Source organism: Mediterraneibacter sp. ICN-202921 (genome assembly GCF_037890075.1).
In the GTDB taxonomy this organism is placed as follows: Bacteria; Bacillota; Clostridia; order Lachnospirales; family Lachnospiraceae; genus Mediterraneibacter; species Mediterraneibacter massiliensis.
Genome location: NZ_JBBKBE010000001.1, coordinates 282787 through 296621, shown reverse-complemented (window position 1 = coordinate 296621; position 13835 = coordinate 282787). Strand labels below are relative to the sequence as shown.

At 44.3% G+C, this 13835-nt stretch carries 12 protein-coding genes; all 12 read left to right on the top strand.

Annotation, left to right across the window (positions count from 1 at the left end; genetic code table 11):
* Positions 1 to 19: 19 nt before the first annotated feature.
* The 12 genes from WKT01_RS01440 to WKT01_RS01385 all read left to right on the top strand — a co-directional run bounded on the left by WKT01_RS01440 (position 20) and on the right by WKT01_RS01385 (position 13652).
* The gene (locus WKT01_RS01440; RefSeq protein ID WP_340311328.1) at positions 20 to 2263 is read left to right on the top strand and encodes a DNA gyrase/topoisomerase IV subunit A; all 2244 of its coding nucleotides are present in this window, start codon (positions 20 to 22) and stop codon (positions 2261 to 2263) included.
* A gap of 200 nt (positions 2264 to 2463) precedes the next feature.
* Complete coding sequence (gene rimP, locus WKT01_RS01435) at positions 2464 to 2931, top strand: ribosome maturation factor RimP (RefSeq protein WP_059069805.1); 468 nt, start codon at positions 2464 to 2466, stop codon at positions 2929 to 2931.
* A 19-nt stretch (positions 2932 to 2950) separates the two neighbouring features.
* Positions 2951 to 4150: a transcription termination factor NusA gene (gene nusA / locus WKT01_RS01430; protein WP_117975534.1), complete on the top strand. Its 1200-nt coding sequence runs from the start codon at positions 2951 to 2953 to the stop codon at positions 4148 to 4150.
* Positions 4151 to 4172: 22 nt separating this feature from the next.
* Complete coding sequence (gene rnpM, locus WKT01_RS01425) at positions 4173 to 4451, top strand: RNase P modulator RnpM (RefSeq protein ID WP_117975533.1); 279 nt, start codon at positions 4173 to 4175, stop codon at positions 4449 to 4451.
* Entirely contained in the window at positions 4438 to 4758 is a 321-nt protein-coding gene (locus tag WKT01_RS01420; protein ID WP_117975532.1) for a L7Ae/L30e/S12e/Gadd45 family ribosomal protein, read from the top strand. The genes rnpM and WKT01_RS01420 overlap by 14 nt, the downstream gene beginning before the upstream one ends.
* A gap of 15 nt (positions 4759 to 4773) precedes the next feature.
* Positions 4774 to 7665, top strand: coding sequence for a translation initiation factor IF-2 (infB, locus tag WKT01_RS01415; protein WP_117975531.1), 2892 nt, complete (start codon positions 4774 to 4776; stop codon positions 7663 to 7665).
* 40 nt (positions 7666 to 7705) lie between these two features.
* The gene (gene rbfA, locus WKT01_RS01410; RefSeq protein ID WP_117975530.1) at positions 7706 to 8074 is read left to right on the top strand and encodes a 30S ribosome-binding factor RbfA; all 369 of its coding nucleotides are present in this window, start codon (positions 7706 to 7708) and stop codon (positions 8072 to 8074) included.
* Between the two features lie 5 nt (positions 8075 to 8079).
* Positions 8080 to 9060: a DHH family phosphoesterase gene (locus WKT01_RS01405; protein ID WP_117975529.1), complete on the top strand. Its 981-nt coding sequence runs from the start codon at positions 8080 to 8082 to the stop codon at positions 9058 to 9060.
* Positions 9057 to 9977, top strand: coding sequence for a tRNA pseudouridine(55) synthase TruB (gene truB / locus WKT01_RS01400; RefSeq protein ID WP_117975528.1), 921 nt, complete (start codon positions 9057 to 9059; stop codon positions 9975 to 9977). Before WKT01_RS01405 ends, truB begins: the two co-directional genes overlap by 4 nt.
* A 5-nt stretch (positions 9978 to 9982) precedes the next feature.
* Positions 9983 to 10885: a bifunctional riboflavin kinase/FAD synthetase gene (locus WKT01_RS01395; protein WP_117975527.1), complete on the top strand. Its 903-nt coding sequence runs from the start codon at positions 9983 to 9985 to the stop codon at positions 10883 to 10885.
* 214 nt (positions 10886 to 11099) lie between these two features.
* Complete coding sequence (gene rpsO, locus WKT01_RS01390; protein WP_059069791.1) at positions 11100 to 11366, top strand: 30S ribosomal protein S15; 267 nt, start codon at positions 11100 to 11102, stop codon at positions 11364 to 11366.
* Positions 11367 to 11564: 198 nt separating this feature from the next.
* Positions 11565 to 13652 (top strand): polyribonucleotide nucleotidyltransferase, encoded by a 2088-nt coding sequence (locus tag WKT01_RS01385; protein WP_340311327.1) that lies wholly within the window; start codon positions 11565 to 11567, stop codon positions 13650 to 13652.
* Positions 13653 to 13835 lie beyond the last annotated feature (183 nt).

Sequence of the window (13835 nt, the reverse complement as noted above, 5' to 3'; positions counted from 1 at the left end):
ATGACGAGGAGATAAGGAAATGAACAGTGAATCACAGATAATAAGGACAGAGTATTCAGATCTTATGAAAAAATCGTACATCGATTATGCCATGAGCGTTATCATCGCGCGCGCACTGCCAGACGTGCGGGACGGCTTAAAACCTGTACAGAGAAGGACACTCTATGATATGCATGAACTGGGGATACGCTATGACAGACCATATCGTAAATGTGCGCGTATTGTGGGAGATACGATGGGTAAATATCATCCTCACGGGGATAGTTCTATCTATGAATCTCTGGTCGTGATGGCGCAGGAATTTAAAAAGGGTATGGTATTAGTAGACGGACATGGAAATTTTGGCTCCATCGAGGGAGACGGTGCGGCGGCAATGCGGTATACAGAAGCAAGGCTTACGAAATTTACACAGGAAGTCTATCTGTCTGATCTGGATAAAGATGTGATTGATTTTGGACCAAATTTTGACGAGACAGAGAAAGAACCCGTCGTTCTTCCCGTGCGTATACCGAATCTGCTTGTCAATGGGGCAGAAGGGATTGCGGTCGGGATGGCGACCAGCATCCCGACGCATAATTTAGGCGAAGTCATCGAAGCCGTGAAGGCGTATATGAAAAATGATGAGATCAGTACGAAACAACTGATGAAATATATCAAAGGACCGGATTTCCCTACAGGCGGGATCGTAGTAAATAAAGACGATCTGCTGCAGATTTATGAGACAGGACAGGGAAAGATCAAAATCCGCGGCAAGGTAGAAGTAGAAGATTTAAAGGGCGGTAAGAAACAACTTGTTATCACGGAGATTCCTTACACAATGATCGGAAGTGGAATCGGCAAGTTCTTAAATGATGTAGCAGGGCTGGTAGAGTCCAAAAAGACAACAGATATTGTAGATATTTCCAACCAGTCTTCCAAAGAAGGAATCCGTATCGTATTAGAGCTCAAAAAAGGAGCGGACGTTGAAAATCTAAAAAATATGCTCTATAAAAAGACACGTCTGGAGGATACGTTCGGCGTTAATATGCTTGCCGTGGCGGAGGGCAGACCGGAGACTTTGGGACTGAAGGCGGTGATCGAGCACCATGTGGATTTCCAGTTTGAACTGGCGACGAGAAAATATAAGACATTGCTCAAAAGAGAGGAAGAAAGGCGGGAAGTACAGGAAGGGCTGATCAAGGCGTGTGATGTGATCGACCTGATCATCGAGATCCTGCGGGGAAGTACATCTGTAAAAGATGCGAAAGCCTGCCTGGTCAACGGTGTAACGGACAACATCAAGTTTAAGTCCGGCATTTCCAAAAAGATGGCCGCACTTCTTCGATTTACCGAGAGGCAGGCGGCAGCGATCTTAGAAATGCGTTTATATAAGCTGATCGGATTAGAGATCGAGGCACTGCAAAAAGAGCATGAACAGACGCTGAAAAATATTGCCAGATATGAGGACATTCTAAATAACTATGATTCTATGGCGAATCTTATCATGGAAGAACTGGATTTGTATAAAAAGGAATACGGAAGAAAACGTAGGACGGTCGTAGAAAATGCAGAAGAAGCGGTCTTTGAAGAAAAAAAGATCGAGGAACAGGAAGTCGTATTTTTGATGGACAGGTTCGGTTATGCCAAGACAGTGGATGTTTCTGTATATGAGAGAAACAAAGAGGCGGCGGATGCCGAGAATAAATACATTGTCCGCTGCATGAACACAGGAAAAATCTGCCTTTTTACAGATACAGGAAAAATGCATCAGATCAAGGTGTTAGATCTGCCTTATGGGAAATTTAGAGATAAGGGGATCCCGATTGATAACGTAAGTAATTATGTGAGCAGTGAAGAGCAGATCATCACAGTATATGATGCCGAGCAGATGCGTTTTGCCAGATTACTGTTTGCCACCACTCAGGGAATGTTAAAGAGAGTAGATGGAAGTGAATTTCAGGTGTCGAAACGGACGATAGCGGCAACGAAGTTAAACGAGGAGGACAGGCTGCTTGCCGTCTGCGTGGTCAATGAAAACCAGAATCTTGTATTGCAGACAAAGGGCGGGTATTTCCTAAGGTTTATGGCAGCGGAAGTTCCGGAAAAGAAGAAAGGCGCCGTGGGCGTACGAGGGATAAAGCTTCAGAAGAAAGATGAGTTGGAGCAGATATATTTGTTTGAAGAGGGTACGGAAGCAAAGGCGCTGTATAAAGAAAAAGAAGTAGCATTAAACAGATTGCGTCTGGCAAAGCGGGATGGTACAGGAACAAAGGCACGTGTATGAGTAGTTTTTATAAGGGAACTTAAGTGAACTTAAGAAAGAATTCCCTTGCAATTTGTATAAAACAGTGTTACACTGTTATACAGTTACATAGGAAGCCGGCAGAAGAGTGAACGAAAGTTCACTCTTATTTATTGCCGGAGGTTTTCCGGCAGCGCTTTCCTTTGAACGAGTAAGTATATACTAGAGAAAGGAAGTTTGTCGTGTCAAGAAGAGAAGAATACGAGCAGAAGACAGAGGAACTCTTAGAGCCGATCGTGAAAGAAAATGGGTTTGAACTGGTGGATGTGGAGTATGTAAAAGAGGCAGGTACTTGGTATTTGCGCGCCTACATCGACAAACCCGGCGGGATTACAGTAGATGACTGTGAAACAGTCAGCAGGAGATTTTCCGATATTTTAGATGAGAAAGATTATATTGAAGATTCATATATCTTTGAGGTAAGTTCACCGGGGCTTGGCAGACCTTTGAAGAAAGAAAAAGATTTTCAGAGAAGTCTGGGAGAAGAAGTGGAGATACGGACATACAAGGCTATTGACAGGCAGAAAGAGTTTGTCGGTATTTTAAAGGAATATGACAAAGAATCTGTGACTATCACCTATGAGGATGCGTCCACACAGACATTTCAGAAAAGTGAGATCGCGCTGATTCGTTTAGCTTTGGATTTTTAAATTTAGGAGGAAATAAAAAATGAATACAGAATTACTGGAAGCATTGACGATTCTTGAGCAGGAAAAAAATATCAGTAAGGAAACAATGATGGATGCCATAGAGAACTCTTTGATCAGCGCCTGCAAAAATCATTTTGGAACAGCAGACAATATCAAAGTGATCATGGACAGAGAAACCTGCGATTATGCTGTATATGCCGAGAAAGAAGTGGTAGAGGAAGTGATGGATCCGGCGTTGGAGATCAGCCTGGAAGAAGCGGAAAAGCTAGATTCTTCTCTGCAGCTGGGAGATGTGGCACAGGTTTCCGTACAGTCGAAGGAATTTGGCCGTATTGCTACACAGAACGCAAAGAATCTGATACTCCAGAAAATAAGAGAAGAAGAACGAAAGGTTGTGTTCGACCAGTATTTTGAAAAAGAGAAAGATATCGTAACAGGTATCGTGCAGCGTTACGTAGGCAAGAATATCAGTATCAATCTGGGCAGGGCAGATGCTATGCTGACGGAGAACGAGCAGGTAAAAGGAGAGACGTTTAAGCCTACAGAGCGGATTAAGTTATACGTGGTAGAAGTAAAGAATACGCCAAAAGGACCGAAGATCTTAGTATCCCGTACTCATCCAGAACTGGTAAAACGTCTCTTTGAGGCGGAGGTAGCAGAAGTCAGAGACGGTACCGTGGAGATCAAGAGCATTGCCCGTGAAGCGGGATCCCGTACGAAAATGGCTGTTTGGTCCAATGATGAGAACGTAGATCCGGTAGGCGCCTGCGTCGGGATGAATGGTGCAAGAGTTAATGCGGTAGTGCAGGAATTGCGAGGCGAAAAAATCGATATTATCAACTGGGATGAAAATCCGGCGCTTTTGATTGAAAATGCGTTAAGTCCGGCGAAAGTTATTTCTGTTATGGCGGATCCGGAGGAGAAGGTGGCAAGCGTGATCGTGCCTGACTATCAGCTTTCATTGGCGATTGGTAAGGAAGGACAGAATGCAAGACTTGCAGCAAGGCTTACAGGCTATAAGATCGACATTAAGAGCGAGACGCAGGCTATCGAATCAGGAGAACTTCCGGAAGACTATATGGAACAGATGGGCTTGATGGGAGAAGAAGGCTACACCGGAGACTACGAGGATTATGAGGAAGAATATGATGAGACTTATGAGGATGCGGCAGAAGATGAAGAATATGAATTCATAGAGACAGATGACGGTGAAGCATAAGATGTAGACAGAGGTGACTTGTTTGGGAAATAAAAAGAAGATTCCTATGCGTAAATGTGTGGGATGTCAAGAGATGAAACCGAAGAAAGAGTTGATACGGGTGCTGCGCGATGAGAACGGAGCGTTTTCCCTGGATACGACAGGAAGAAAAAACGGAAGGGGCGCTTATATGTGTCTGTCACGGCAGTGTTTTGAAAAAGCAGTCAAAACGAAAGGACTGGAACGTTCCTTTGGGCAGGCGATCCCCAAGGAGGTTTATGAAAAGCTGGAAAGGGAGATGGAGGAGATTGAGGCAAGATAAGATATTATCCCTGATCGGACTCGCAACGAAAGCGGGAAAGACGGCGAGCGGAGAATTCTTGACAGAAAGAGAAACAAAGGCAGGAAAGGCCTTTCTGGTCATTGTTGCGGCGGATGCATCTGACAACACAAAGAAAAAATTTCGGGAAATGTGTAAATTTTACAAGGTTCCAATTTATTTTTACGGAGATAAAGATACCTTAGGGCATGCAATGGGAAAAGAATTCCGTGCATCTCTGGCGATATTGGACGAAGGATTTGCAAAGGGAATTCAGAAGGAATTTAAGACGAGAGAGGATATTGCATAAAGGAGGTAGTAATATATGTCGAAAATGAGAGTGCATGAACTGGCAAAAGAGTTGGGGATGGACAATAAAGAACTGATGGATATTCTGGGAAAAAAGAATGTGGAGGTAAAAAGTCACATGAGTTCTCTGGAGGAAAATGTAGTGGAAGAAATTAGAAATGAAGCGGGTAAACCAGAAAAGAAAAAGGAAGAAGATGCAGCTCCGAAAAAAAAGAATCTTGCATTTGTGATCCGTCCGCAGAATTCTAAGAATGTAAGCAGAATACAGGGAAATAGACCAGCGGCTAGAGGACAAAAACCATCGGGAGCGGCTCGTCCGGTGCAAGGTACAGCAGGCAGTCGCCCTGTAAGACCGGCACAGGCAGGCCGTTCGGCGGGAAGTGCTGCACAGACTGCAGGTCGTCCGGCAGACAATACGGCACACGGGACTGCGCGTCCGGCAGGAAACGTGCGTTCAACAGGAAATATGCGTCCTGCAGGTGCGATCTCCCAGGAAAGTACATCACAAAATACGAATCGAATGACAGGAAAGACAACTCAGTCCACGAGTCGGACGACGGGAATGCAGGCACAGGGAAGTTCTGCGCAGACGACAGGAGCGAGGGCGCAGGGAAGTGCACATTCAATGGGAACGTCATCTCAGGGAAGTACCCGTCCGGCCGTAAATACATCTTCAGAGAGCAGGCGCCAGGGAAGCCTAAATACACAGGGACAGAATCGTTCAAAAGGATATGGGCAAGGAATAAACCGCAGCGGCGGTGAAGCACAGCAGGGAAGCCGTCCATCCGGAAATACACCACGCAGAGATACAAGACAGGGGAATTTCGGGTCGGAAGGTGGCCGTCCGTCCAGATCCGGAAGAGATGGAAGAGATGGCAGAAATAACAGCGGAAATCGTCGGTTTGATAGTCAGGGACAGCGTCCGGCGAAAGGCGATTCCAGAAGAGAAGACAGAGAATCTCTTTCTATGCCGATTGTGGAACAACAGCAGAAGAGTCAGCGCAGCAAAGTAAAAGATAAAGAGAAAGACTACAAGAAAAAAGAGTTAAGGGACGAGGCGTTTGAAAGCAAAGGCAAGAAAGGAAAGAAACAAAAAAATGTTGCCGAAGTGAAAAAACCACAGCCGAAACCGGAAGAGAAAAAAGAAGAGCAAATTAAACAGATTGTTATTCCGGAAGTACTTACGATCAAGGAACTGGCCGATAAAATGAAGATCGTACCTTCTGTTATTGTAAAGAAATTATTTTTACAAGGAAAAGTCGTTACAGTAAATCAGGAGATCGACTTTGAGACAGCGGAAGAAATCGCAATGGAATTTGAGGTGCTCTGTGAGAAAGAAGAAGTAGTAGATGTGATTGAAGAATTGCTCAAAGAGGAGGAAGAGGACGAAAGTACAATGGTGAAACGTCCTCCGGTAGTCTGCGTAATGGGGCATGTCGATCACGGGAAAACTTCTTTGCTCGATGCTATCCGTCATACAAATGTGATCGGCCGTGAGGCAGGCGGGATCACACAGCATATCGGCGCCTATGTAGTAGAGGCAAACGGAGAAAAGATCACCTTTTTAGATACGCCGGGACATGAAGCTTTTACTGCGATGCGTATGCGTGGAGCGAATTCTACAGATATTGCTATTCTGGTAGTTGCCGCAGATGATGGAGTGATGCCGCAGACAGTTGAAGCGATCAATCATGCGAAAGCAGCAGGAATAGAGATTATTGTGGCGATCAACAAGATCGATAAGCCAAGCGCAAATATAGAGCGTGTAAAACAGGAATTGACAGAATATGAATTGATCCCTGAAGACTGGGGCGGAAGCACGATTTTTGTTCCTGTATCCGCGCACACGAAAGAAGGAATCCCGGAATTGCTGGAGATGATTCTTTTGACAGCGGAAGTGATGGAGTTAAAGGCAAATCCGGATCGGTTTGCGCGTGGACTGGTGATCGAGGCAGAACTGGATAAAGGAAAAGGTTCTGTAGCCACGGTCCTTGTGCAGAAAGGTACACTCCATGTAGGAGATGCGATCGCGGCAGGAAGCGCGCACGGAAGAGTTCGTGCCATGATGGATGATAAGGGAAGACGGGTCAAAGAGGCCGGGCCGTCACAGCCGGTTGAAATTTTAGGCCTTAACGACGTGCCAAATGCCGGGGAAGTATTTGTAGGCTGCGAGTCTGAGAAAGAAGCGAGAAGTTTTGCAGAGACATTTATCGCGCACAATAAAGTAAAACTGTTGGATGATACGAAATCTAAGATGTCGCTGGATGATCTGTTTACTCAGATACAGGAAGGAAACTTAAAAGAACTGAACATTGTGGTGAAAGCAGATGTGCAGGGCTCTGTGGAGGCAATCAAGCAGAGTCTCCTGAAACTTTCCAATGATGAGGTTGTCATTAAGATCATCCATGGCGGCGTCGGCGCGATCAACGAATCGGATGTGATCCTGGCATCTGCTTCCAATGCGATCATCATAGGATTTAATGTGCGTCCGGATGCGACGGCAAAAGAGATCGCAGACCGTGAGGGAGTGGATTTAAGACTTTACAGAGTAATCTATAATGCGATCGAGGATGTAGAAGCGGCTATGAAAGGAATGTTGGATCCGGTGTTCGAAGAAAAAACGTTAGGACACGCAGAAGTACGGCAGACATTCAAAGCATCCGGTGTAGGTACGATCGCAGGCGCTTATGTGAAAGATGGTATATTTGAAAGAAATTGTTCTGTGCGTCTGATCCGAGATGGCATCGTGGTATTCGACGGTCCGCTTGCGTCTCTTAAACGATTCAAAGACGATGTAAAAGAGGTGAAAGCAGGATACGAGTGTGGCTTTGTATTTGAGAATTATAATGATATTAAAGAAGGCGATGAAGTAGAAGCCTATAAGATGGTAGAGACAGAAAGAAAGTAAAGCCGGGAAAAAGTCCCGGAGGTGAAAAGGGGAGCTTAGTATGAGGAAAAATAGTATCAAAAATACAAGAGTGAATGCGGAGGTCCAAAGAGAACTAAGTAATATCATCCGCGGCGGGATCAAAGATCCTAGAGTGGCTCCAATGACTTCCGTTGTGGCAGTAGAGGTGGCACCGGACCTAAAAACCTGCAAAGCGTACATCAGTGTATTAGGAGACGAAAAAGCGCAGGAGGATACAATAAAGGGTCTGCAGAGCGCGGAAGGATATATCCGGCGGGAACTTGCCAGGACCATCAATATGAGAAATACGCCAGAAATCAAATTTATTGTGGATCAGTCTATCGAATATGGTGTGAATATCAGTCATAAGATAGATGAGGTGACAAAGAATATAAAAGATGAGGCTTAGGTGGGATGAATATGGTATTAGCCGATTTGCTAAAGGGAAAGAAACGAGTAGCGCTGGGCGGGCATGTCCGTCCAGATGGAGATTGTGTGGGATCTACGATGGGATTGTATCTGTATTTGAAAGAGCAGTATCCAGAGCTTGAGACAGATGTATATCTAGAAGAAGTGCCGCAGGCATTTCAGATCCTCTGCGGTACAGAAGAAGCAAAGACAGAAATATATCCGTGTGAGCCCTATGATCTCTTTATCTGTCTGGATTGTGGTGATATAAAACGTCTTGGTTTCGCAAGTGAGCTCTTTGAACAGGCAAAAGAAACAGCGTGCATAGACCATCACATCAGTAATGAGGCGTTTGCAGACAGCAACTATATCGTACCGGATGCAAGTTCTACAGCAGAGCTTGTTTTCACCTTGCTTGACAAGGAAAAAATCAGTAAGGTATGTGCAGAGGCACTTTACATGGGAATCGCTCATGATACAGGGATATTTCAGTATTCCAGCACATCTCCGGAGACAATGGAAGCTGCTGCGGAATTACTGCGCAAAGGTATCGACGGAAATGCGATCATAGATAAGACATATTATGAAAAAACATATGTACAGAATCAGATATTGGGAAAGGCTCTGCTGGAGAGTATGCTGATTTTGGATAAACGCTGTATCGTGTCAGTTGTCACAAGAAAAGATATGGAGTTTTTTAGGGCGGTTCCCTCTGATCTGGAAGGAATCGTAAGCCAGCTTCGTCAGACAAAGGGATGTGAAGTGGCGATATTCCTGCATGAAACAGAACTGCATACTTTTAAAGTAAGTCTGCGCTCAAAGGAGTGGGTGGATGTAAGCAGGATCGCCCGATATTTCGGAGGCGGCGGTCATGTCCGCGCAGCGGGCTGCACCTTAAAAGGAACGGCACATGATGTGATCAATAATATCAGCAGGCAGATTCTGCATCAGTTGGGACAGAGGAAAGTGCAGGATGAAAAAGCATGATAAACGGAATCTTGAATGTATATAAGGAAAAAGGATATACTTCCCATGATGTAGTGGCAAAGTTAAGAGGAATCACAAAGCAGAAAAAGATTGGGCATACGGGAACATTGGATCCGGATGCGCAGGGAGTTCTGCCGGTTTGTCTTGGGAGAGCGACTAAACTGTGCGGTCTGCTTACAGAGAAAGACAAGATATATGAGTGTACCTTGCTCCTTGGAAAGGAGACAGACACGCAGGATATTTCCGGGACGGTTCTCAAGGAAAAAGAAACAGCACATTTGACAGAAGAAAACGTGAAAAATTGTATACATGGATACATTGGCGCATATGAGCAGGTTCCACCAATGTATTCTGCCCTTAAGGTAAATGGAAAGAAATTATATGAACTTGCTAGGGAAGGAAAGGAAGTGACGCGGACACCGCGTCAGGTACAGATTTATCAGATCGATATTCTTGCGATGAAACTTCCCAGAGTCAGGATGCGTATCCATTGTTCAAAGGGGACCTACATACGCACGCTATGTCATGATATAGGGGTACAGCTCGGTACAGGAGGCTGTATGGAAGAATTGTTGCGCGCAAAGGCAGGTTGTTTTGCGGTAGAAGACAGTCTGCGGTTAGAAGAAATAGAAATGTATATGAAAAAAGGTGAGTTTGATAAAATCCTCATTCCGACAGATCGTATGTTTTCAGGTTTAAGAATGGTTACGGTAGGAGAGAAAGAGGCAAGACTTGCGTATAATGGGAATACGTTTCCGGCGCCAAAACAAGCGGATGCTGTGTGCCATCATGCAGACGAGGAAGTAAGAGTCTATGATGAAGAACAGCAGTTTATCGGGATTTTTTATTACGATGAGAAAAAGAAAAGTTTTAAGGTAAGAAAAATGTTTTTGAGCCAGGAGGAAGTGAAAGGATAAAAGACATGCAATACATTACAGACATCCAATCCTATCAAGGGAAGAAGCGGACAGCTGTAACTTTGGGAAAGTTTGACGGCATGCACAGAGGACATCAGAAATTGCTTGCTAAAATAAAAGAACATGCAGATGAAAACTGTGAAAGTGTTGTGTTTACGTTTGATATGGGCCGAGAGTGCCTGATGACAAATGCAGAACGTAAGGCAAGGCTCTCAGGAGAGGTGGACTGGCTGATCACCTGTCCATTTACGGAAGAATTGCGAACTATGAAAGCAGAGACATTTATCCGAGAAATTCTCGCAGAAAAACTTCACGCAGAGTATATCGCTGTCGGTGCAGATTTCCATTTTGGATATGGAAAAAAGGGTGATGTGAGGATGCTGGCAGAGTTTGCTTCAGAATATGGATATAAACTGGATGTGATCGAGAAGGAAAAATATAAAGGAAAGGTGATCAGCAGTACGTATATCAAAGAAGCACTTTCGCAGGGGGCGGTGGAACTTGCCAATACCCTTTTGGGATACCGTTACGGTATGACAGGCGTCGTAGAACATGGCAAACAGCTTGGACGAACTTTAGGGTTTCCGACGATGAATGTGGCGCCGGAGAAGGGAAAAATACTGCCCCGATTCGGGGTATATGCTTGTCGGATAAAAGTAGATGAGATCTGGTATGAAGGAATTGGGAATGTAGGCGTAAAGCCTACTGTGTCCGATGAACAGAAACGACTGACAGAAGTATTCGCTTTTGCATATAATGCGGATGCATATGAGAAACAGACGGAGATTGAATTCCATAGTTTTGAACGGCCGGAGACAACATTTTCTTCTTTGGAAGAACTAAAAAAACATGTGGAACAGGATATTTCTTATGGAAAGGCGTATTTCAGAGATCTTTCGTTTGATTGATCTGTCTTATTGCTTGACGAAAGCAGTCAGGTGAAGCACTAAGAAGAGAAAGCGAATATTGTCATTACGTATATAGAGGAGAAAAAAGCTTTACATAAGATATTTCCTGTGGTATACTTAGCAAGTATGAAATCAGCCGATGTTCGGTAACAGGATAACTCCAACCGTTACTTAATATCTGGCGGTTAAATAAAGAGTATAAGGAGGAGCAACAATGATTGCAAAAGAAAAGAAACAGGCGATTATCGCAGAATATGGCAGAAGTGAAGGAGATACAGGTTCTCCGGAAGTACAGATTGCGATTCTGACAGCAAGAATCAATGAACTGACTGAGCACTTTAAGGCAAATCCAAAGGATCATCATTCAAGAAGAGGTCTTTTGAAAATGGTAGGACAGAGACGTGGGCTGCTTGCATATTTGAAAAAGGTAGATATTGAGAGATATCGTAGCTTGATCGAAAGACTTGGATTAAGAAAATAGTGTATACTACAAAAAAGGAAGCTGTTGCAGCTTCCTTTTTGATTGCTTAACTATATAGAATGTGATATAATATAAAAGATTATGGACTAAAAGCATAAAGCCGAGACCACTGAAAAGGATATTGATGATGTACAATATGTTTTTCAGTAGTTTCGGGGCTTTGGTCTGAAAATGTTTGAATATAAAAAGGAGAAAAACATGTACAAGAAATTTGAAATGGAACTTGCCGGCAGAACTCTTCGTGTAGACGTTGACAGAGTAGCGAAACAGGCGAATGGAGCAGTTCTCATGCATTATGGAGATACGACTGTTCTTTGTACGGCAACGGCATCAGAAAAGCCAAGAGATGGGATCGATTTCTTCCCTTTGAGCGTAGAGTATAATGAAAGACAGTATGCGGTAGGAAAGATTCCGGGAGGATTTAATAAAAGAGAAGGAAAGGCATCTGAAAATGCGATTTTGACATGTCGTGTGATCGATCGCCCTATGCGTCCGCTTTTTCCAAAGGATTACAGAAATGATGTTACACTAGAAAATCTGGTCATGTCAGTGGATCAGGACTGCAGCCCGGAACTGACAGCAATGCTTGGTGCGGCGATCGCAACAAGTATTTCTGATATTCCGTTTGACGGACCGATTTCTACTACACAGGTAGGGCTGGTAGATGGAGAATTCGTATTTAACCCGACAGCCGCGCAGAAAGAAGCATCCGATTTTGCTCTTACAGTAGCTTCTACAAAAGAGAAGGTGATCATGATCGAGGCGGGGGCAAATGAAGTACCTGAAGCGAAGATGATCGAGGCGATTTTTGCTGCGCATGAAGTGAATCAAAAAGTCATTGCTTTTATTGATACGATCGTTGCAGAATGTGGAAAACCAAAACACACATATACAAGCTGTGCAGTGCCGGAAGAACTGTTTGCCGCTATCAAAGAAATCGTTCCTCCGACAGAAATGGAAGAAGCCGTATTTACAGATGATAAACAGACAAGAGAAGAAAATATCCGTCTGATCACACAGAAGCTGGAAGAAGCATTTGCAGAAAATGAAGAATGGCTGGAAGTTCTGGGAGAAGCAATCTACCAGTATCAGAAAAAAACAGTCAGAAAGATGATCTTAAAAGATCATAAACGTCCGGATGGACGTGCGATCGACCAGATACGTCCGCTTGCCGCAGAAGTAGATCTGATACCAAGAGTACATGGTTCTGCTATGTTTACAAGAGGGCAGACACAGATATGTACAGTGACAACATTGGCACCATTGTCTGACGCACAGCGAATCGACGGTTTGGATGAGGCAGAAACATCCAAGAGATATATGCATCACTATAATTTCCCGTCATACTCTGTAGGAGAGACGAAACCATCCAGAGGTCCGGGACGTCGCGAAATCGGACATGGGGCATTGGCAGAAAGAGCACTGCTTCCGGTACTGCCGGATGAGTCTGAATTCCCATATGCAATCCGGACCGTGTCGGAGACATTTGAATCAAATGGTTCTACATCTCAGGCAAGTGTATGTGCATCTAGTATGTCACTGATGACAGCAGGTGTGCCGATCAAGGCTGCTGTAGCCGGGATTTCAGCCGGTCTGGTAACAGGCGAGACAGATGACGATTATTTGGTGCTGACGGATATACAAGGATTGGAAGACTTTTTTGGAGATATGGATTTTAAGGTTGCAGGAACACATAAGGGAATTACTGCAATCCAGATGGATATCAAGATTCATGGTCTGACAAGACCGATTATTGAGGAAGCGATAGCTGCGACAAAGAAGGCAAGAACATATATCTTGGATGAGATCATGGATAAAGCAATTAGCGAGCCTCGACCGGAAGTTGGACCATATGCGCCTAAGATCATACAGATGCAGATTGATCCGCAGAAGATTGGAGATGTGGTTGGTCAAAGAGGAAAGACGATCAATGCGATCATTGATGAGACAGGTGTGAAGATCGATATTACAGACGACGGAGCTGTATCCATCTGCGGGACAGAAAAAGAAGGTATGGACAAGGCTGCCAAACTGATCACCACGATTGTGACAGACTTTGAAGCAGGACAAGTATTTGAAGGAAAAGTTGTCAGCATCAAAGAGTTTGGCGCATTCTTGGAATTTGCACCAGGAAAAGAAGGCATGGTTCACATTTCTAAAATTTCTAAGGAAAGAGTCAATAAAGTAGAAGATGTTCTTTCTTTAGGCGATGTGGTAAAAGTCGTATGTCTTGGCAAAGACAAGATGGGAAGATTCAGTTTCAGTATGAGAGACGTGGCAGAATGATTAATTAAGGGCAAGGCCACGTATCGTGTTAGGGAAAAAATTCCCGTATCGTCCACGACCCAGCCTAAACCCGAAAAAGTGAGACTCAGTACAGAGGTTTTCCTCTGTGTTGGGTCTCTTTTTGATGAAAGAAATTCCGAGATAAGCCACGTCAAGCCCTTGATTTATAAGACCTTCCATGGC

Coding starts and splice junctions, on each gene's coding strand:
- truB (WP_117975528.1), top strand. CDS start 9,057: ATGATAAACGGAATCTTGAATGTATATAAGGAAAAAGGATATACTTCC.
- WKT01_RS01395 (WP_117975527.1), top strand. CDS start 9,983: ATGCAATACATTACAGACATCCAATCCTATCAAGGGAAGAAGCGGACA.
- nusA (WP_117975534.1), top strand. CDS start 2,951: ATGAATACAGAATTACTGGAAGCATTGACGATTCTTGAGCAGGAAAAA.
- WKT01_RS01405 (WP_117975529.1), top strand. CDS start 8,080: ATGAATATGGTATTAGCCGATTTGCTAAAGGGAAAGAAACGAGTAGCG.
- rpsO (WP_059069791.1), top strand. CDS start 11,100: ATGATTGCAAAAGAAAAGAAACAGGCGATTATCGCAGAATATGGCAGA.
- infB (WP_117975531.1), top strand. CDS start 4,774: ATGTCGAAAATGAGAGTGCATGAACTGGCAAAAGAGTTGGGGATGGAC.
- WKT01_RS01385 (WP_340311327.1), top strand. CDS start 11,565: ATGTACAAGAAATTTGAAATGGAACTTGCCGGCAGAACTCTTCGTGTA.
- rbfA (WP_117975530.1), top strand. CDS start 7,706: ATGAGGAAAAATAGTATCAAAAATACAAGAGTGAATGCGGAGGTCCAA.
- WKT01_RS01440 (WP_340311328.1), top strand. CDS start 20: ATGAACAGTGAATCACAGATAATAAGGACAGAGTATTCAGATCTTATG.